This is a genomic window from Acetobacter sp. JWB (genome assembly GCF_003323795.1).
Lineage (GTDB): Bacteria > Pseudomonadota > Alphaproteobacteria > Acetobacterales > Acetobacteraceae > Acetobacter > Acetobacter oryzifermentans.
Genome location: NZ_CP030871.1, coordinates 106,861 through 127,599, shown reverse-complemented (window position 1 = coordinate 127,599; position 20,739 = coordinate 106,861). Strand labels below are relative to the sequence as shown.

The 20,739-nt window shown below is 52.6% G+C and carries 17 protein-coding genes; 6 read left to right on the top strand and 11 right to left on the bottom strand.

What is annotated here, in order from left to right:
* Position 1: 1 nt before the first annotated feature.
* Positions 2-1,366, top strand: coding sequence for a dihydroorotase (locus DS739_RS00605; protein WP_006116690.1), 1,365 nt, complete (start codon positions 2-4; stop codon positions 1,364-1,366).
* A 95-nt stretch (positions 1,367-1,461) separates the two neighbouring features.
* On the opposite strand, the gene DS739_RS00600 is transcribed toward DS739_RS00605, so the two are convergent.
* From DS739_RS00600 to DS739_RS00590, 3 genes are read right to left on the bottom strand one after another with little or no spacing between them, the layout of a single operon-like run.
* Positions 1,462-1,926, bottom strand: a complete 465-nt coding sequence (locus tag DS739_RS00600) for a hypothetical protein (protein ID WP_003629813.1) — start codon at positions 1,924-1,926, stop codon at positions 1,462-1,464.
* Positions 1,927-1,942: 16 nt separating this feature from the next.
* The gene (locus DS739_RS00595; protein WP_006116689.1) at positions 1,943-3,079 is read right to left on the bottom strand and encodes a DegT/DnrJ/EryC1/StrS aminotransferase family protein; all 1,137 of its coding nucleotides are present in this window, start codon (positions 3,077-3,079) and stop codon (positions 1,943-1,945) included.
* Positions 3,076-5,106: a nucleoside-diphosphate sugar epimerase/dehydratase gene (locus DS739_RS00590; protein ID WP_035353902.1), complete on the bottom strand. Its 2,031-nt coding sequence runs from the start codon at positions 5,104-5,106 to the stop codon at positions 3,076-3,078. The genes DS739_RS00595 and DS739_RS00590 overlap by 4 nt, the downstream gene beginning before the upstream one ends.
* On the opposite strand from DS739_RS00590, the gene DS739_RS00585 reads away from it, so the two are divergent.
* Positions 5,100-6,197 carry a UDP-phosphate alpha-N-acetylglucosaminephosphotransferase gene (locus DS739_RS00585; RefSeq protein WP_050793148.1) on the top strand — a complete coding sequence of 366 codons (1,098 nt, stop codon included), beginning with the start codon at positions 5,100-5,102 and terminating at the stop codon, positions 6,195-6,197. The two genes, DS739_RS00590 and DS739_RS00585, sit on opposite strands and share 7 nt — an antisense overlap.
* A gap of 10 nt (positions 6,198-6,207) precedes the next feature.
* Here the strand turns inward: DS739_RS00585 and DS739_RS00580 are convergent, their stop codons facing one another.
* The 3 genes from DS739_RS00580 to DS739_RS00570 form a co-directional block, all read right to left on the bottom strand.
* A complete protein-coding gene (locus tag DS739_RS00580) occupies positions 6,208-6,654 on the bottom strand; it encodes a hypothetical protein (protein WP_006116686.1) in 447 nt (148 codons plus the stop codon).
* Between the two features lie 142 nt (positions 6,655-6,796).
* A complete protein-coding gene (locus DS739_RS00575) occupies positions 6,797-7,213 on the bottom strand; it encodes a MarR family transcriptional regulator (protein ID WP_035353907.1) in 417 nt (138 codons plus the stop codon).
* Positions 7,214-7,369: 156 nt separating this feature from the next.
* On the bottom strand, positions 7,370-8,956 hold the full coding sequence (locus tag DS739_RS00570) for a M17 family metallopeptidase (protein WP_035353952.1): 1,587 nt from the start codon (positions 8,954-8,956) through the stop codon (positions 7,370-7,372).
* On the opposite strand from DS739_RS00570, the gene DS739_RS00565 reads away from it, so the two are divergent.
* Together DS739_RS00565 and fdxA are read left to right on the top strand one after the other, a co-directional pair.
* Complete coding sequence (locus tag DS739_RS00565) at positions 8,918-11,506, top strand: helicase-related protein (protein ID WP_006116683.1); 2,589 nt, start codon at positions 8,918-8,920, stop codon at positions 11,504-11,506. The two genes, DS739_RS00570 and DS739_RS00565, sit on opposite strands and share 39 nt — an antisense overlap.
* Before the next feature lie 171 nt (positions 11,507-11,677).
* On the top strand, positions 11,678-12,010 hold the full coding sequence (fdxA, locus tag DS739_RS00560) for a ferredoxin FdxA (protein ID WP_035353955.1): 333 nt from the start codon (positions 11,678-11,680) through the stop codon (positions 12,008-12,010).
* A gap of 257 nt (positions 12,011-12,267) precedes the next feature.
* On the opposite strand, the gene cyoD is transcribed toward fdxA, so the two are convergent.
* The 5 genes from cyoD to DS739_RS00530 all read right to left on the bottom strand — a co-directional run bounded on the left by cyoD (position 12,268) and on the right by DS739_RS00530 (position 17,519).
* Positions 12,268-12,600 carry a cytochrome o ubiquinol oxidase subunit IV gene (cyoD, locus tag DS739_RS00555; protein WP_003629825.1) on the bottom strand — a complete coding sequence of 111 codons (333 nt, stop codon included), beginning with the start codon at positions 12,598-12,600 and terminating at the stop codon, positions 12,268-12,270.
* A complete protein-coding gene (gene cyoC, locus DS739_RS00550; protein ID WP_006116681.1) occupies positions 12,600-13,205 on the bottom strand; it encodes a cytochrome o ubiquinol oxidase subunit III in 606 nt (201 codons plus the stop codon). The genes cyoD and cyoC overlap by 1 nt, the downstream gene beginning before the upstream one ends.
* Before the next feature lies 1 nt (position 13,206).
* Positions 13,207-15,198 (bottom strand): cytochrome o ubiquinol oxidase subunit I, encoded by a 1,992-nt coding sequence (gene cyoB, locus DS739_RS00545; protein WP_006116680.1) that lies wholly within the window; start codon positions 15,196-15,198, stop codon positions 13,207-13,209.
* A 5-nt stretch (positions 15,199-15,203) separates the two neighbouring features.
* Positions 15,204-16,130 (bottom strand): ubiquinol oxidase subunit II, encoded by a 927-nt coding sequence (gene cyoA / locus DS739_RS00540; RefSeq protein ID WP_006116679.1) that lies wholly within the window; start codon positions 16,128-16,130, stop codon positions 15,204-15,206.
* 612 nt (positions 16,131-16,742) lie between these two features.
* Positions 16,743-17,519, bottom strand: coding sequence for a Bax inhibitor-1/YccA family protein (locus DS739_RS00530; protein WP_006116678.1), 777 nt, complete (start codon positions 17,517-17,519; stop codon positions 16,743-16,745).
* A gap of 189 nt (positions 17,520-17,708) precedes the next feature.
* On the opposite strand from DS739_RS00530, the gene DS739_RS00525 reads away from it, so the two are divergent.
* Both DS739_RS00525 and DS739_RS00520 read left to right on the top strand, forming a co-directional pair.
* Positions 17,709-18,272: a hypothetical protein gene (locus DS739_RS00525; RefSeq protein ID WP_006116677.1), complete on the top strand. Its 564-nt coding sequence runs from the start codon at positions 17,709-17,711 to the stop codon at positions 18,270-18,272.
* 208 nt (positions 18,273-18,480) lie between these two features.
* The gene (locus tag DS739_RS00520) at positions 18,481-20,709 is read left to right on the top strand and encodes a PQQ-dependent dehydrogenase, methanol/ethanol family (RefSeq protein ID WP_006116676.1); all 2,229 of its coding nucleotides are present in this window, start codon (positions 18,481-18,483) and stop codon (positions 20,707-20,709) included.
* Positions 20,710-20,739 lie beyond the last annotated feature (30 nt).

The following is a 20,739-nucleotide window of genomic DNA, read 5'->3' as shown; positions in this document are numbered from 1 at the left end:
TATGGCACCTTCTGCCCCTTTTATTGGCGACCAGCGCGGCCCTTTTGATCTGGCACTGAAGGGTGGCTCCGTTGTACTACCTGATGGCACAGTGGAAACCACAGTTTACGTTAAAGGTGGCACCATTGCCGCCATTGGCGGACAAGCTGATGCCGCCCGCACCATAGACTGCACGGGCCTAACCATTCTGCCCGGCGTAATAGATACGCAGGTTCATTTCCGTGAACCCGGCGCCGAGGAAAATGAAAACCTCGAATCCGGCAGCCGTGCAGCCGTGCTGGGTGGGGTAACGGGCGTGTTTGAAATGCCCAACACAAAACCCACCACCTCTACGCCAGAAGCTGTGGCAGACAAGCTGGCCCGCGCAAAAGGCCGCATGTGGTGCGAACATGCCTTTTACGTAGGAGCCACGGTTGATAATGCCGACCAATGTGGTGAGCTTGAAAAATTGCCGGGCACGGCTGGCATTAAGGTGTTTATGGGCTCTTCCACCGGCAGCCTGCTGGTTTCAGAAGACAGCATGTTGGAACGTGTGCTGAAATCTGGACGCCGCCGCGTTGCAATTCATGCCGAAGATGAAACCCGCCTAAAAGAACGTATGGGAGAACGGGTTGAAGGCGACCCATCATCCCACCCTGTTTGGCGGGATGATGAAACAGCCCTACGGGCCACCACCCGTGTGCTGCATCTAGCGCGCAAAACCGGGCGGCGTGTGCATGTGCTGCATATTACCACCCCGGCAGAACTGGCCCTGATTGCCCAGCACCGCGATGTAGCAAGCTGTGAACTCACCCCTCAGCATCTCACACTTGCGGGGGAAGACGCTTACGCCCGCCTTGGCACATTCGCGCAGATGAACCCACCTATCCGCTCCGGCGCACACCGTGACGGCCTGTGGTATTGGGTTTCTCAGGGCTTGCCTGATGTCATTGGGTCTGACCACGCTCCCCACAGCAAGGAAGCAAAGGCCCGTACCTATCCTGCTTCTCCCTCCGGCATGCCGGGCGTGCAAACACTTCTGCCTTTAATGCTCAACCACGTTGCGCACCACCGGCTGACACTGCGCCGCTTGGTAGATCTTACATCCGCAGGGCCACAGCGTTTGTTCGGTTTGGTGCGTAAAGGGCGCATTGCCGTTGGATATGATGCAGACTTTACAATTGTAGATCTGAAAGCCCAGTGGACGATCAAGGAAGAATGGCTGGCTTCACGCTGCGGGTGGTCTCCTTTTACCGGCAATACCATTACAGGCCGCCCTGTTGGCACCATTATCCGTGGTCATCAGGTTATGTGGGAAGGCACTCTGGCAGACAAAGCCATTGGCGAGCCTTTCCGTTTTGATGCAACAGACAGACCTGCTGGCTAGCCCTCCGGCATAGCTATTCAGTTCACAGCAAAAAACCCCTTCCACCGCATAAGTGGAAGGGGTTTTGTTTTTGTGGCACTCTACACTTTTAAAAATCAGGGGAAGCTGGATCGTTTATAGGGGTAACGGTCAACCATCATCCGCAGAGGTGCAAATTCCTTGTTGGAAAACGATCTGTAATGCACCTGTGAGCCATCCGGGTTTTCAACAAACACGGTGGAGTTCCAATCTGCCGCACTAATACCTGTCCAGAGCGTAAGCACCAAGGCTTCTTTACCCTGAGCATCGTTCAGCACCATGCGGGCATCGCCTGATGATGGCGGCGTACGCGTTAACGGCCCCCAGCCACCTTTGTTATCCTTAAACCAGTCATTCACCGCCTTTACTTCATCCGGGCTTAAAGCGCGTGTGCGGTGCATGGGGCCAACATCCAAAGTACCACTTGCCACTTGCGGAAAGGAAACCGGCTTGAGGTTAGGCAGAGCCACTTTCCAGATCAGGGCTGCCGTACTGAGCGTAAAAATAAAAAAGCCAATAATAAAAGCCGTCTCTTTCCGCATTATCTGTATCTTTCTCTTACCCGCGCACCGCAGCAATAACGCGGGCTACTTCTTCATCTGTCAGTTCCGGATGGATTGGCAACGCCAGAATGCGTTGCGCCAAATCTTCTGAAACAGGCAACGCCGTACCATCATGATGATCCCGGTAGGCTGGTTGTTTATGCAGCGGCAGCGGGTAGTAAATGGCTGATGGCACACCCTGTTCTTTCAGGCGGGCCTGCATCTGCTCACGCTCGGCGCTGTTTTTCAGCAACACGGAATAAATGGCCCATGCGCTCTGGCTATCTGGCACGCGCGCAGGCACCTGCACCACATCTTTTAGGCCTGCATCATACTGGCAGGCAATTTCCTCACGCCGCGTCAGTTCTCGCGTAAAGTCATCCAACTTGGCGAGCAGGACAGCAGCTTGCAGAGTATCCAGCCGTCCGTTCATACCGGTGCGCAACACCTCATACCGGGTTGTGCCTTCGCCATGTGTACGCAAGGAACGATAAAGGGCTGCGCGCTCCGGGTCATCCGTCAGAATAGCACCGCCATCCCCATAACCACCCAAAGGCTTGGATGGAAAAAAGGATAGCGTTGTTGCTGTGGCTTCCCGCCCCAAAGGCGTACCATTCAGCTTTGCTCCAAAGGATTGTGCACAATCAGCCAGCAGGAAAAGGTCTTCTTCCTGCGCAATGGCCCGTAACTCTGCCCACGGCGCAGGCTGGCCAAACAGATCCACCCCAACAATGGCGCGTGGTTTCAGTTTGCCAACTTCCCTCACGGCACGAATGCGCTTGCGCAGGTGCTCTGGGTCAATCTGGAAGGTCTGTGGGTCAACATCCACAAAAACAGGCGTGGCACCCAACACCAATGGCACTTCTGCCGTGGCGGTATAGGTAAACGCGGGCAGGAACACAGCGTCATCCCGGCCAATCTGTTCCCCCATCATCACAATCTGCAAAGCATCTGTGCCAGAGGAAACACCCACGCACTCTTGCGCGCCACACCACTGGGCCAAGCGCTGCTCCAGCTCCAGAACCTCTGGCCCCATTACAAAGCGACAATGCGCCAGAACGGCTTCCAACCGTTGCCGCAATGCGGGTTCCAGCCGTTTTTGCTGGGCTGCGAGATCAAGAAAAGCGATAGGCCTGTTTTGTGAACTGTTCATAATGCCACCTGCTCATTGCCATCGGCCTGCGCCTGTCCGCTGTGTACAACACCCGCCGCCATAGCACCAGACGCCGCAGATTCTGGCGCCAGGGCACGCACCTCTCCTGCTGGGTTATGATCGAATTCCGGCACCAGCAATGCCAGAATACGCAAAGCAGCCTGCACATCACCTTCTCGCGCATAGGCCGTAATCTGATCCACCTCTTGGCGTATCTGCTCCAGATCAACCAGCCGGGGCGTTGCCATTAGCAGGCCGGGTTCATCGGTTGGCACTGGGGCTTCCCGGCCATGAAACAGTTCCTCATACAGTTTTTCACCGGGCCTTAAGCCCGTAAAACGGATAGTTACATCTTCATCAGGGCGCAAACCGGCCATACGGATCATCTGCCGGGCCAGATCTACAATGCGGACAGGTTCTCCCATATCCAGCACAAAAATACCGCCATGCCTCAGTAAGTCATCGGTGCCAGAGCCATCTGTATGACGCATGCCGCGCACACTGGCTTGCAGCACAAGCCCCACCGCTTCTGGCACTGTCATGAAATATCGGCGCATTTCAGGGTGCGTGACGGTAAGTGGGCCACCACGTTCCAACTGACGGCGGAACAATGGCACAACAGAGCCAGTAGACCCTAAAACATTCCCAAAGCGCACGGTAACACACCGCATGGCATTTGCCTTGCCCGATGCACGGGCACGCACGTCCAGCGCCTGACAGTACATTTCTGCCGCTCGCTTGGATGCGCCCATCAGGCTGGAGGGATTCACCGCCTTGTCTGTTGAAATCACCACCATGGCCTGCGCCCCATGGCGAGATGCCGTATCGGCTACAACACGCGTACCATGCACATTGGTTAACAATCCTTCAGCCGGGTTTGCCTCTACAATAGGCACATGCTTCAGCGCTGCGGCATGAAACACCAATTCCGGACGGAAACGCGCCATCACATCATCAAGCCGCGCTTCATCCCGCACATCGGCCACCACCACTTCTCGCGGCACATGAGGGGCACAATCTGCAAGTTCCACATCTATCTGCCACAGCTCGAACTCGCCATGGTCAAGCAGAATCAGGCGTTTAGGGCCAAGGAGAGCAATCTGCCGCACCAGTTCAGAACCAATAGTGCCCCCTGCCCCCGTAACCAGAACGGTGCGGTTGCCCACCAGCCGTTCCATACCTTCCCGATCCAGTGGCACTTGTGGGCGGTTGAGCAAGTCTTCCAATGGTACAGGCCGTAGTTGCACACGCTCTGCGGGGGTAAGATCTGTTAAAGCGGGCGTGCGCAATACTGAGATACCATGCACCGCTGCCGCATCCAGCACATTGGTAAGAGCACGACCTCGGAAGGAAGGATCTGTCACCACCAAGGATTCGGGCAGCATATTGTTTTTGGCCAACCGATCTAAAACGGCACCAATATCTTCCACATGCCCCAGAATGGGAACGTTGTGGATGCGTCGGCCTGCTTGATGCGTGCCCAAGGCCACAAGCCCTACAACACGAATCCCTGCCTCTGGGTTACGCTCCAGCGCACGCAGATACAGATCTGCAACCGTATCTGCCCCTATCAACACTACTCGCCGTAGGTTGGCCCGACGAAGGGCTATTCTGTGCGCCAGACGATACCCCACACGCAACCCGCCCAGCATAACCAGCAGAACCAACGCATAAATAATGGGAAAGGTCAGGCTAGGTAACGGAAAGCCCACTGCCACAAGCCCGCATGAAAACAGCACGGAACTGGCAATGGAGGCTCCAGCAATACCTAGAAGGTCTGAAACACCGGAAAACCGCCAATATTGCTGTGGCATACGGAATGGCAACCCGCTGACAAGCAGCGTGATAGCCCCCCCAGCCAGAAACCAGAGTGGATGCAGCAATCCATCTTGCGGGGCCGCCAGCCACCGCGCCAGAGGTGCAGCAAGTGCCGCCAATACGCCATCCAGCACGATATTTACGGCTATCCTGTTTACAGGGCGCAGACGCGGATTACGGTGTAGGGGCTGAGAGTGTTGTGATGCCATTATCTTGCACCTATAGCGTAGCACCTGCCATCCTAGAAGCGGCTCAACCGGACGACTGTCTTTTCATGTCTTTTTCTTTTTCCTGTGTGGCAATTTTCTGCCTTTTAGGTGCCTGCATTCTTTCCGCCTGCATTGTGCGGGGCATGATCGGGCTTGCCGTTATGGATACGCCGGGGCATCGCAGTGCCCACGATACCCCCACCCCCAAAGGAGGCGGCATAGGTGTAATGCTTGCTTTTGCGGCTGTTTTACCGGTGCTTATGTATGTTACCGGCCAGCGGTTTCTTTCCCTCCCCGCCTGCGCGCTGGCTACGGCTACCCTTTTGCTATGTGCCGTTTCATGGCTTGATGACATTTATCAGTGGCCCCCCACCATTAAATTTGCAGCGCAATGCGCCGCTGCCTGCATCATGGTGGTCGGAGGCATTACTCTGCCTTGGCCCACACCGCTTTTTGGGGCCATTCTTTCCGTATTATGGCTGATATTTATAACGAACGCCGTTAATTTCATGGATGGATTAAACGGGCTGATTTCTGGCTGTTTATGTCTTGCAGCACTATGTATAGCCGGCGCAGCTACTTATCTGGGCGTACCAACTTTACGTTGGCCAGCATTGCTTATGGCTTTTTGTTTGGCAGGTTTTCTGCCTTTTAATTTCCCCAATGCCCGCATTTTTCTGGGAGACGTAGGAAGCCAAGGATGTGGACTACTGGCTGGTGCTGCCGCCCTGTATGTCGCAGCACATTCTGCGCTTCCCTCTGGGTGGGTTGTGGGGCCTGCACTGCTGTTTCCGTTGATTTATGATGTTATTTTCACGCTGATTCGCCGCAAACTGGCCGGACATTCCTTGGTACAGGCGCATCGTGGGCATTTGTATCAGGTGCTCCACCGAAGCGGCATATATGCTCCCGCCATTTCTTGCATGGAATGGACCTTCACACTTTGGGGGATAATGATAGCCTGTTTTGTGGCCCCTATGCCTGTAACCGCAGGAAGCATAACGGCTTTTATACTTGTATGCGTGCCGCAACTTATATGGACAGGCTTTGCAATTTTACGCACGCGCCAACACCCTGTTGGCGCGTGGTAACTGCAATCTTTTATTTTTCCAGCGTCAGGGTCAGCCCCTGTGCAGAACCTGCAAGCCGTGCGCCCTGAGAAATGGTTTCAATCTTGATACGCACGCCATTCTTGTTTTCCAGAACAGCGCCACCCAAGCCTTGCCCCAGCGTTGCTTCACCATGAGCAGCGCCATAAGTACCATTAAAATCTGACAAACGATGCAGATTATAAACGGTGCCTTTTCCTTCAATTTTAGAATAACCAACAGCCGCAATTGTGCCGCCGGTAATAGAAAATTTGTACGTTTTACCGCCGTAACGCAGCCTGCCGCCACCCCATGTATAGCCTACTCCCAGATCGGCTGACCGCGCTGTAATAGTAACCGTAGCAGTGGGTGACCCCATGGCATCTTCAGCATGGGCGACAGGAATAAAACTGGCTGATGCCGCAAGCGCAGCTGCGGTAAAAAATGAAGAAAACCGCATGAAACGTTCCTTTCTTCTTGTTGGTCTGGCCGAAAAATCAGCCTGCTGCTTTAGAATACAAAACAGCAGGCTTTTCAGAAAACCGTGAAGAAAAAACGCTTACTTCCTACAAAAGTTTCAAACTGGTTGAACCAGCAAAAACTCAGGCAGCCATCACACGGCGCACACGCCGAGCTGCTGGCTCACGCTCTGCGGAACGTTGAGCCTTGCGTGCTGCATTTTCTACAGTTTCGCCCATAATGGTGCGAATTTCCTTTAGGTAAGCAGCCCCTTTAGGCGTACGCTGCACCAGTACGGAACGACGATCCAACGGATCTACCTTACGGCGGGCCAGATCCAGTTCACTCAACCGATCCAAAGCACGGGTAATAGCCGGTTTGGAAACGTTCAGGCTGGCAGCTAGACCACGTACGGTATGGCCGGTTTCATCCAGATAACATGTCAAAAACACTGCCAGTTGGCGAGCGGACAAATCTGGAGCATCTCCACGCACCAAGGATACAATCGTATCCCGCAGGGTTTTGGCCAGATCCTCTGTTTTTTCTGCTGCCTGAGGCATAAGCTTCACTTTCCTTTTGCTGCACGCTTTATCTTGGTCTCTCAAGATAAAGCGACATATTCCCGCTTCCTGTTACGGAACGAATCCCCTTGAGATTTCATATAGGAGGCGAAACGACTCTTTTAAAGTATTAATAAGAACACATTCTCCCTTCTTTTATGACACCTTTATGGCAGCGGTATCCTGCTCTTCACAAAAAAGCTGCGTAATAGCTTTAAAAACGGCCCGAACCCCAGGAGAATCGCCACCTTTTGGCCGTCCAGGGCGGGAACTGTCATTCCATGCATAACTGTCGATATGCACCCAACGCTGATCTGGATTTACAAATCGTTCAAGAAATAATCCGGCAGTAATCGCACCCGCCGTAGGTCTTGATGAAATATTACTGATATCTGCAACAGAACTTCCCAACCATTCCCGATACCCTTGCCACAAAGGCAAGCGCCACATGGGGTCTGCTTCCTGCTGCCCTGCTTCCAGAAATACCTTGGAAATGGCCTCATCATTACAGAACAAGGCGGGCAGGTCTGGCCCCAGAGCCACACGGGCAGCCCCTGTTAAGGTTGCAACATCCAACAGCAGATCGGGGTTCTGCTCTCCTGCTTCATGCAACAAATCACACAAAACCAGACGGCCTTCTGCATCTGTATTGCCAATCTCTACCGTAAGGCCAGAACGGCTACGCACCACATCCAACGGGCGCATGGCATGCCCGGAAACGCTGTTTTCCACACAGCCAAGCCGCAGTTCCAGCCTTACAGGCAAATCCTGCGTCATAATCAGGCGGGCAAGGGCCAGAACTGTTGCGGCCCCACCCATATCCTTTTTCATGCGCAGCATACCGCTGGAGGGTTTAAGATCGTACCCGCCGCTATCAAAACACACACCTTTACCGACCAAAGAAATCAGCGGTGCTTTTTTATCTGCCGTGCTGCCATGCCATTGCGCTACCACCACACGTGGGCCGCGGTCTGACCCATTGCCCACATGCGCCAGCAAAGGGTATGCTTTATCCAGCGCAGCTCCTTTTATAACATCCACATCAGCACCAAATTCCTTAAGCACTGTTTTGGCTGCTCGTGCCAGATCAGACGGGCCCAACAGATTGGCTGGTGTATTAATCAGATCACGCGCAAGCCAGATGGAACGTGCTATTTCTGATGCCACGCTTGCACGTTCCTGCGCCGTGACCACCAATCGTGTTGTTGGTTTTTTGGCGGATGCAGATTTCAAACCATACTGATATGCTCCAAGGCAGAAGCCTAAAATCACATCATGCCGCGCAATGTCATCCGGTGTTTCCACCCGCCAGTCTCCGTCCGGCAATTCTTGCGCCAAAGCTCCAAAAATAAATGGGTCAACCACACCCTTTTCTGGCACGCCAAATAGCGCTGTTGGCACCCCGTTTGTATCCGGCACCATAACCAGTTGGCCGGGAAGAGCTTTAAAGCCACAACTTTCTGCAAAAGCCGCTGCCTGTTCCCCTACCCATGCCTCTAAAACTGCCTGCTCCGATGGGCGAACAGCATGAACAGTGCGCACCTTACTTCCTCGGCGGGACACAACCAGACAATCGGCTTCACGAACAGGCATGACATTTCTCCCTTCGCTTTCAGGCGAATTACCCGTCAGCATATTTCCTTCTGCAAGGATAATGGCATCTGATGGCTTGCTTTTCCACACGCGGCGGCAGACGATGTTTGTATGATGGTTTCTTCCCGCCGTATGGCTGCTGCCGCTCATCACGCATCTACGCCGGACGATGCGCCCGTGCGGGCCATTTTGGGCCCCACCAACACCGGAAAAACACATCTAGCGCTAGAACGCATGCTAGCCCATTCCTCTGGCATGATCGGCTTTCCGCTCCGTTTGCTGGCGCGTGAAAATTACGAACGCATGGTTAAACTTAAAGGCGTGCGCTCCGTTGGGCTGATTACCGGTGAAGAAAAAATTATCCCACCTCAGGCACGCTGGTTTTCCTGCACGGTAGAGGCCATGCCATCTGACCGTAAGGTAGAGTTTGTAGCCGTAGATGAAATTCAGCTATGTGCTGACCCCGAACGCGGCCATGTGTTTACAGATCGACTTTTAAATGCGCGCGGGCGATCTGAGACCCTTTTTTTGGGTGCAGAAACCATCGCACCTCTGCTCAAAACCTTGATTCGTGGCATAGAAATAGACACACGCCCCCGCCTTTCCAACCTGACATATACGGGGCACATGCGCCTGTCCCGCCTGCCAGCGCGCACGGCCATTGTGGCTTTTTCCATAGCTGAAGTTTACGCCATTGCAGAACTTATCCGCCGTAAACGCGGGGGATGTGCTGTGGTAATGGGCCAGCTTTCACCCCGCACCCGCAATGCGCAGGTTGCCCTCTACCAGAACCGGGAAGTGGATTATCTGGTTGCAACCGATGCTATCGGCATGGGGCTGAACATGGATATCCGGCACATTGCCTTTGCCAATATCTGCAAGTTTGATGGATACAGAAACCGACTGCTAACCCCAGCAGAAGCGGCACAAATTGCGGGCCGCGCAGGCCGAGGCACACAGGATGGCACTTTTGGCACAACCGGAGAATGTCCACCTTTTCCGGAAGGAATGGTAGAGGCCATTGAAACCCACCATTTCGAGCCGCTGCCGTTTTTGTGGTGGCGTAACAGCAAGCTCAATTTTACCTCTCCCAGCACGCTTTACGCCAGCTTATGCCAAAAGCCTCCTGACCGATGCCTGAAATCTGCCGCCCCGGCATCCGACTTACTGGCGCTGTCTGCACTGATGCAGAATGCTACAGTGCAAAAATTAGCCCATACGCCTGCCCGCACCCAGTTGTTGTGGGAGGTGTGCCAGATTCCGGATTTTCGCAAACTGGGGGAAGACAGCCATATCCGGCTGTGTGAGCAGATTTTCATCCTGCTTGCCCAAAAAGGACACCTGCCTTCCGCATGGATGAAATCTCGCCTTGCCAATCTGGAACAGCTGGAGGGGGATATTGATGTCCTGATGCAGCGCCTTATGGGTATTCGCACGTGGTCCTACGTTTCGGCCAGACCAGATTGGGTCGAAAACGCTGCGCACTGGCGGAACCATACCCTAAGGCTGGAAGATGCTCTCTCCGACGTATTACATGAACGCCTGACCACACGCTTTGTAGATAAACGTGCCGCTAGTTTGGCACGGCGCTTGGAAGAAGCAGACACCACCCCTTTGCTTTCTGCCATTACCCGCACGGGTGAAGTAAGTGTAGAAGGGCATGCAGTAGGCCATATGCGGGGCTTTAGCTTTACCCCAGACCCTGAAGCAGCACAGTCTGACCAGAAACTTATTCTCAAAGCGGCACGTCGGGCGGCACGTAACCAGATACCCTATCGTGTTTCCCAGTTTTTGCAGGCACCAGACACGGAAATAACGCTGAACCTGCAAAATGGCGTACTCAGCTGGCAGAAAGATGCCATTGCGCGCTTGCAAGCCGGAGCAGATGTGCTGCACCCAGTTATTGAAGTGCGTGAGGCAGAATTTCTAGAACCTGGACAGAAAGAAAAAATCCGGCAACGACTGGCTGCCTTTGTTGATGCACATATCCGCAAAGAGTTGGCACCCTTATTTCATGCAGAAAAAGCAGTGGCTGATCAGCCATTGCTCCGCGGTATGGTGCATATGCTGGTCGAAAACGGAGGTGTGGCCGAGGTGTCGCACCTTTCCGCCTTGCCAGTACGTGCCAGACACATGCTAAAGCGCCTTCATATTGCCCAACAAAAAAACACTGTTTTTTGTAGTAAAATAATGCGCCCTAGCTCCATGGCTTTGCGGGCTCTTTTGCTAAGCTTACATTCTGGCATTGTTTTACCAGAACTACCCCGCACAGGTGCTGTTTCGGCCCCTTTACCCGCTTTGCTCACACCGCCGCAGAAATCTCTCCTGATGCAGCTTGGATGGATTATTTCTGGGGGCACCTTGATCCGACTCGATATTGCTGCTGCACTATATGCTGAATCTATAGCTCTGATTTCACACGGATCACGGCAGATTCCGAATTTCTTTGCCTCTCGGCTAGGTGTAAAAAAGGCTATTCTTCCGTGCATTTTGCGTAGCCTTGGGCTGCATGTACAAAAACCCCAGATTTTACCGGATACACATGCTGGCCCACCTGCTCCTTTTCTGATTATCCCCCAGAAAACTGTAAAAAATCGGAAACACTCAAAAAAGCGTACAGGTAGAGTTCAGCCAGAAAAATATAATCACAACAGCCCCTTTGCTGTGCTGGCAACGCTTCGGCAACACTATCAACCTTAGCCTTGTTGTAAAAAGAAAGCTGCCCTCCTTACACAGGCGGGTTGCCATTAGGGCAAAAGCACCTCATATCTGCGCCATCCTTGGTGGCAGGCTTTTATATAAAAGGTACTGCCATCTGACCCCACGCGGTGAGAGCCCCTCCTCCACCGCCAGATATTTTCGGAGATGGCAATGACCTACGTGGTCACTGAAAACTGCATCCGCTGCAAATTCATGGACTGTGTGGAAGTCTGCCCCGTTGACTGCTTCTACGCTGGTGAAAACTTTCTGGTCATCAACCCAGATGAATGCATTGACTGCGGCGTGTGTGAGCCTGAATGCCCCGCCGAAGCCATTTTCCCTGATAGCGACGACCGTGCAGCAGCGTGGGCAGAAATCAACGCAAAATATGCTACCCAGTGGCCAAACATTACGCGCAAAGGCACGCCCCCGGCTGATGCGGAAGAATGGAAAGACAAGCCTAACAAAACAGAGCTGCTTTCTCCCGATCCACAGAAAGACTGAGAACCTTTATTTACTAAGGTTTGGAGAAATGGTGTTAGCCTGAGGCTGGCACCATTTTTTTGTACCCAGCCCCTAACACCTCACCTTGGGTTGCCTCTGCTTTCCCCAGAGACTGCATAATGTGCTGGCGCGAGATGCTCCGCATGCCCTGCCAAAAAATACCCAATAAAAAAGCCCCTGTAGCCATAATAGCTACAGGGGCTTTTTTCACCTTGCTCTCTACCGCCACTTAACGCGGCGGTAGAAACATCACCATATTAGCGGGACATCATGTGCAGTGCGGTGTTGTTCATGATGAACACCGAACCAACAATCAGGATGGCCACAAAAGCAACGGTGAAAACAAAGCACATGTTGTTCCAGCGCTGTTCGGAATCTCCGCCCATGTGCAGGAAGTAGTGCAGATGCACCAGAACCTGAACCAGAGCGAGAGCTGAAACAGCAGCCAGAGTGCCTGCTGGCGAGAGGCTATGGCTCATCACCACACCAAACGACAGCACCGTTAGAACGACGGCAAGAACAAACCCGATAATGTAAGAAGATACGCTACCGTGGCTCTCGCCTGAGGAGGATGTATGCGGATTGCTCATCAGATCATGCTCGCCAGATAGACATAGGTGAAAACGCAGATCCAGACGATATCCAGAAAGTGCCAGAACAGGCTCAAGCAGGTGAGCTTATTCATCATACGTTCCGGAATTTCAGTCGTACCCATCAGCTGAACGATCAGGGTAACAATCCAGATCAGACCACACGTGACATGCAGACCGTGAGTAGACACCAGCGTAAAGAACGCAGACAGGAATGCACTGCGATCCGGACCGGCGCCTTCTGCGATCATGTGCGCAAATTCACGCAGTTCCAGCCCCACAAAGCCAAGGCCCAGCAGGAAGGTAACGCCAAGCCAAAGGATAACCTTGGAAACCTGGCTTTTATGGGCGGCAATCATGCCGAACCCATAAGTGATGGACGAAACCAGCAGGAGGGCTGTTTCCAGCCCAAGCCCACCAAATTCGAACAGTTCGTGGCCGGTTGGGCCACCGTTAAACTGGTTACGCAGAACTGCAAACACGGCAAAAAGCGTGCCGAAGATGATGCAGTCCGTCATCAGATAGACCCAGAACCCGAACACCACCGGAGATTCGTGGTGATGTTCGTCGTGGCCTGCGGTCTGAACAGTTGTGTTCTGTGCCATATTATTCAGCTGCCTGTGCCATCAGTTTACGGGTGTGCTCGTTTTCAATCCGGGCAACCTCATCGGCAGGGATATAGTAGTCGATATCCTTATCAGCGCTGCGGGCAATTACCGAACCGATAACACCAACAAGACCAATAGCAGCCAGCCACCAGATGTACCAAACCGCAGCAAAACCGAAGATCAGGGAGAAGATACCACAAGCCAGCCCCAAAGAGGTGTTCTTGGGCATGTGGATTGCTTCGTACTGAGCACCAGCCTGACGGGTATCAATACCATTTTCCTTATCATGCATGAACGCATCGAGTTCGTGCACATGAGGAACGATAGCAAAGTTGTATACCGGCGGCGGGGAAGACGTGGACCATTCCAGCGTACGGCCATTCCATGGGTCACCGGTCACGTCGCGGTTCTGCGGCAGGTTACGGTCACGGATGGAAACATACAGCTGTGTAAGCTGGCAAGCGATACCAAGCATAACCAGCACTGCACCAACTTCAGCAACCAGCAGCCACGGATGCCATGCCGGATTGTCGTAGTGGTTCAAACGACGGGTCATGCCTTCGAAACCCACAATGTAGAGCGGTACGAATGCACAATAGAAGCCAACAAACCAGAACCAGAAAGCGCGCTTGCCCCAGGTTTCATCCAGCTTGAAGCCCATCACCTTCGGGAACCAGAAGTTCATGCCACAGATGTAACCGAAATACACACCACCAATAATGGTATTATGGAAGTGAGCAATCAGGAACAGGGAGTTATGCAGAACAAAGTCAGCACCCGGGATAGCCAGCATAACGCCAGTCATACCACCGATGGTGAAGGTGATCATGAAGCCAACAGCCCAGTACATGCAAGCATGGAACTGGATGCGGCCCTTATACATGGTGAACAGCCAGTTAAACAGCTTAACACCAGTAGGAATGGAGATGATCATGGTCGCGATACCAAAGAAGGCATTCACGTCCGGACCAGCGCCCATTGTGAAGAAGTGATGAACCCATACCAGGAAGGACAGAACCATGATGGAGCAGGTTGCATAAACCATGGTGCTGTAACCAAACAGCGGCTTGCCGGAAAATGCAGGAACAACTTCCGAAAACACACCGAAGGCAGGAATAACAAGAATGTAAACTTCCGGATGGCCCCAAGCCCAGATCAGGTTCAGGTACAGCATCTGGTTGCCCCCACCATCATTGGTGAAGAAGTGCATCCCGAAGTAACGATCCAGACCCAGCAGAGCAACAGCAACTGTCAGAACAGGGAAAGCCACCATGATCAGGATGGAAGCGCAGAAAGCTGTCCATGTGAAAACAGGCATTTTCATCCAGGTCATGCCCGGAGCGCGCATCTTCACGATGGTTACAAAGAAGTTCACACCGGTCAGCAGCGTGCCAACACCGGAAATCTGAACGGCCCAGATGTAGTAATCAACACCAACGCCAGGGCTGAACTGATTTTCGGACAAAGGCGGATATGCCAGCCAGCCGCACTGCGAAAATTCACCAATGAACAGAGAAACGTTCACCAGGATAAACGCAACAGCCGTCATCCAGAAGCTCAGGTTGTTCAGGAACGGGAAAGCAACGTCACGCGCACCAATTTGCAGAGGCACGATGAAGTTGAACAGACCGGTCATGAACGCCATGGCCAGGAAGAAGATCATGATCGTTCCGTGAGCGGAGAAGATCTGATCGTAATGGTGTGGTGGTAGATAGCCTGGGTTACCTGCATACGCCAGCGCGAGCTGAGTACGCATCATGATAGCGTCAGCAAAACCACGGAAAAGAGCGACCAGTGCCAAGATGATGTACATCACGGCTAGACGCTTGTGATCGACAGAAGTGAACCACTCTTTCCAGAGGTAGCCCCACTTACCGTAATACGTAATAAGTCCCAGTACCGCGACACCGACAATGACAACGCCGATGAACGTCCCTACCAGGATCGGCACATCCAACGGGATGGCCGAGAGCGATAGTCTCCCTAGCATAGATCCTATTCCTTCATATTCATGTCGGACATCGCAGACTGCTGCACCTGGATCATCTTGCCAGTGCTTTTGTCCATGACCATGCCATTGTTGTACTTGGCAACGATCGTGTTGAACATGCCGGGTTCAACATGCGCGAAATACTCGACGGGGTTCGCTTCGCTTGGGGCAGCAAGTTTCGGATAGGTCTGGCTATCCAGCTGCTCGGAAGAAGACTTCACCTTTTCAACCCAGGCATTGAATTCATCACCGCTTACAGCAAGCGTGTGGAATTTCATGTCAGAAAAGCCACGGCCACTGTAGTTGGCAGACTCACCCAGATAGTCGCCTGGTTCGCTCGCCAGCAGATGAAGCTGGGTCTGCATGCCTGCCATTGCGTAGATCATGGAACCAAGACGCGGGATGAAGAAGGAGTTCATCACGGAATCAGAGGTGATGTTGAAGTCAATCGGGGTGTTGACCGGAATGGCCAGCTGATTGACCGTTGCAATACCCTGTTCTGGGTAGATGAACAGCCATTTCCAGTCCAGAGCCACCACTTCAACGTGCAGAGGCTTGGTATTTGCTTCTGCTTCAAGTGGCTTATACGGATCCAGAGAATGACAGGTCTGATAGGTAATCACTGCCAGGAAGAGGATAATCAGGGAAGGCACGCCCCAAATAATCACTTCAATTTTGTTGGAGTGGCACCACTTCGGCAGATACTCGGCGCTCGTGTTAGACTGGCGATACTGCCAGGCAAACAGAAGCGTCAGCAGGATGGTCGGAATCACAACAATCAGCATTGCGACTGTGGAGGTGGCAATTAGGGTTTTAACCCCTTCACCAACCGGGCCTTTCGGGTCGAGAACATCAAGTTCACACCCGGCAAGCAGCAATGCTGACGATAGGCCGCCCAATCGCGCCACTCTCGCCAGTAACTTGTTTTTCATCGCACGCCTCTTGGTTCTGACATCAAATTAGCCTCACTAAGACTCTTTGTTCTGCTGCCATAGAAGCCTGACAACAGCAAGAAAAACCGCGTTTCAACATTCCCCATCTACCACAAACACATATCAGACCGTTGTTTCCTTCATAAACACAAGGAACACGGCATATCGTGCTGGTGACAGAATGAACGGAGCGCGAAAACACCTTGCGCGCACTTTATTCCTAAAGCGCAGATTCTCAAATGTCGGAAAAGTTCCATCAGCCTTTCGTCATAATCAGGTTAGCTGATATGGCGGTGCGGCATGGGTACTCTGGTGCGATAAAAACAGAGGTAAACAACTTCACGAAATATTTCAAAATATTTCTGTATTTTTCTGGAAAATACAATTTCGCTTTCGATTTCATGCCGTTATGCGAAAATATTTTATCTCACATTTTCGTTACAAAATCTTGAATCAAGATAACGGCCTATTTTGGTACGCATTCCGGGCAAACATGCCGCCATTCATTCAGGGCATACCTTCCCATACAAAAAAACCCAGCCCTCTGAGAGGCTGGGTTTTCTTTTCGAGCATACCGGTGGAGCTTACGCCCCATGCCGACTCCTGTATAAATTAATCGTTGGAATTTCTTACGCCCATAAACTGTAGAAGAAACTGAAAAAGGTTGATGAAGTTCAGGTACAGGCTCAACGCATCATATACGCTGCGCTTAGCTGTCATTTCCGGGCCTTCATACGCAGCAAGCTGCGGATAAGTAACCCGAATACGCTGCGCATCAAATGCACTGAACGCTGTAAAGATGAAAACACCTACAATGCTGTACACATAGTACAAAGCCGGGCTCTTCAGGAACAGGTTCACCAAGCCAGCAATCAGCAGCCCAAACAGCCCCATCATCAGGAAAGAACTAAAGCGCAATAGATTGGCTTTGGTAACGTATCCCCACAAAGACGTTGCAGCGAACATGCAGGCCGTTACCAGAAACACCCGGACAATAGATGTATCTGTATAAATAACGAATATATTGGCCATGCTAGCGCCCATGGTGGCACAAAACGCCCAAAACAGCGCTTGCGCCCCCTGTAGGGAAAGCCTGTTCAAACCAAAGGACATAACAAGCACAAATGCCAATGGCGAAAGCATAGCCACATCACCCAACAATGTTGGGCGCGGCACCAAGCCACCCGGTACCTGTACCACCTGAAAAAACAGATGGCTCAAACTTGTGTTGGCAATAACATATGCCACTATACCGGTAAGCAGCAGGCCAGATGCCATCCAGTTATAAACGCGTAGCATATAGGCCCGCAGCCCAGCATCCAGATTGGCTGCCTGAGCATTCCAGTCTGTGGGCGTAGCGGGGGATCGGTAGTCGTGACTAAACGACATGGTGTTTAACTCTCCTTGTCCGGACAGGCCGGCTTTGCTTAATACTTGTGGCTGCCCTGCCCTGTCGTCAAGGGTTACAAAGAATCAGGTCAAAAACAGGGCGCTTTATTCCTGCCTGGTTTTTATCTCTTCATATAACGCGCTCCCCCACAAATCGGCCATCACAAGCCAAGGAATAAAGTACCAGCTATGTTTTTGATTGCCGGAATTCGCCTTCCCGCCCCCATGCTGGAATTCTTTCAGCAAATTCAGACCTTCTTCCCCAATAGGGAATGGGAGCCCGAACCCTTCCTGTTTCTTCCACTGGTGATCATGGGAGAAACCTCTGATCCAGACATCATGGAGAATCTGGATGCGGGGCTGCTCTCTATCCAGACATCAACTCCGGCAACACTTGTCCACTCCGGGTTGGACGTTGTGCAGCAAGGCGAGCGAATCATTCTTACGGCCAAGATTCTATCTGCCGTATGCGATCACCTTTCCGTGAAAATCAGGCGTCAGACTCAGCAAGCAGGCCTGAAGGTAAAGCGTATCTGCCACCCACTCAGCGTGCCACTAGGCACAATCTCAACTGTTCCACCAGAAGACGTCCATAACTGGTTGCGCATCCACCACAGTCTGCGTGCCCCAGAGGACGAGGTTTATGAATTCACCCTGTTCAGTTCTTGGAAAAATCGTGAAACGGCAGATATGGAACTTCTGGCCGATTATGCGTTTACATCAGGTTGCATAGAACCCACACACTTGTTATAACAAGATTTGTAAGCGCCTTTCATAACCTGATTGTGAGCATAATTTCCGGCTCTACAGGCCTGTAAGCACGGGAAATTATCCCGCAGAATGGAAGCTGCTATTCCTTCCCCGTGATTGACAGACAGCGTTCCCCTTGGCTGTTGTGTGAGAAACCGGCCTGCCGGCTATCTTTTTCCTCACCGTATATAATAGTCGAGGACATGAACGCATGACCCGCCCCGCCTCCGCCAAGAGACGTTCACTGCTAGGAATTCTCGCGGCCGGAACAATCTGTGCCGCTGCTTTGCCTTACGCGGCAGTCCCTGCCCGCGCTGACGGTCAGGGTAATACAGGGGAAGCTATCATCCATGCAGATGATCACCCCGAAAACTGGCTTTCTTATGGTCGCACTTACAGCGAACAGCGCTATAGCCCCCTAGATCAGATCAACCGCTCCAACGTGGGTGATCTTAAGCTGGCTTGGTACTACACGCTGGATACCAACCGCGGGCAGGAAGCAACCCCGCTGGTGGTAGATGGCATTATGTATGCCACAACCAACTGGTCTAAAATGGAAGCGCTGGACGCTGCCACAGGTAAGCTGCTTTGGCAGTATGACCCCAAAGTGCCCGGCAACATTGCTGATAAAGGCTGCTGTGATACGGTTAATCGTGGTGCAGGCTATTGGAACGGCAAGGTTTTCTGGGGCACGTTTGACGGCCGTCTGGTCGCTGCCGATGCAAAAACCGGTAAAAAGGTTTGGGAAGTTAACACTATCCCAGCCGATGCCTCCTTGGGCAAGCAGCGCTCCTACACAGTGGATGGCGCGGTACGCGTAGCAAAAGGCCTGGTGCTGATTGGTAACGGTGGTGCTGAATTTGGTGCCCGTGGCTTTGTTTCCGCTTTTGATGCCGAAACCGGCAAGCTGAAATGGCGCTTCTACACCGTTCCGAACAACAAGAACGAACCTGATCACGCTGCATCAGACAATATTCTGATGAGCAAAGCCTACAAAACCTGGGGCCCCAAAGGCGCTTGGGTACGTCAGGGCGGCGGCGGCACCGTATGGGATTCTCTGGTTTATGATCCGGTCAGTGACCTGATCTACCTGGCTGTTGGTAACGGCTCCCCCTGGAACTATAAATACCGTTCTGAAGGCATTGGTTCCAACCTGTTCCTGGGCAGCATTGTCGCCCTGAAGCCTGAAACGGGTGAATATGTCTGGCACTTCCAGGCAACCCCAATGGATCAGTGGGATTACACCTCTGTTCAGCAGATCATGACACTGGACATGCCAGTGAATGGCGAAATGCGCCACGTGATCGTGCATGCTCCTAAAAATGGCTTCTTCTACGTTCTGGATGCCAAGACTGGTGAATTCCTGTCTGGCAAAAATTACGTTTACCAGAATTGGGCCAACGGTCTGGACCCGCTGACAGGTCGCCCGATCTACAACCCAGATGGTCTGTACACCCTGAACGGCAAGTTCTGGTACGGTATTCCTGGCCCACTGGGTGCACATAACTTTATGGGCATGGCTTACAGCCCCAAAACGCATCTGGTCTATATCCCAGCTCATCAGATTCCGTTTGGTTATAAAAACCAGGTTGGTGGCTTTAAGCCGCATGCGGATTCCTGGAACGTTGGTCTGGACATGACCAAGAATGGTCTGCCTGACACCCCAGAAGCACGTACCGCTTATATTAAGGATCTGCACGGCTGGCTGCTGGCATGGGATCCAGTCAAGATGGAAACGGTCTGGAAGATTGACCACAAAGGTCCGTGGAACGGCGGCGTTCTGGCCACCGGCGGTGATCTTCTGTTCCAGGGCTTGGCCAATGGTGAATTCCACGCCTATGACGCCACAAACGGTAGCGATCTTTACAAGTTTGACGCACAGAGCGGCATTATCGCTCCGCCTATGACTTATAGCGTCAACGGCAAGCAGTATGTTGCTGTTGAAGTGGGCTGGGGCGGCATCTACCCGATTTCCATGGGTGGCGTAGGCCGTACTTCTGGCTGGACAGTTAACCACTCCTACATTGCTGCGTTCTCTCTGGATGGCAAAGCCAAACTACCGGCTCTGAACAACCGTGGCTTCCTGCCCGTAAAACCACCTGCACAGTATGACCAGAAGGTCGTTGATAATGGTTACTTCCAGTATCAGACCTACTGCCAGACCTGTCATGGTGATAACGGTGAAGGCGCAGGTATGCTGCCTGATCTGCGTTGGGCCGGTGCTATCCGCCACCAGGATGCTTTCTACAACGTAGTTGGTCGCGGTGCGCTGACGGCTTACGGGATGGATCGCTTTGACACCAGCATGACGCCGGATGAAATTGAAGCTATCCGTCAGTATCTGATCAAACGAGCAAACGACACGTATCAGCGTGAAGTGGATGCTCGGAAGAATGACAAGAACATTCCCGAAAACCCGACACTTGGCATTAACCCCTAATGCCTCGGCAGAGTTACGACGTCATTCAGC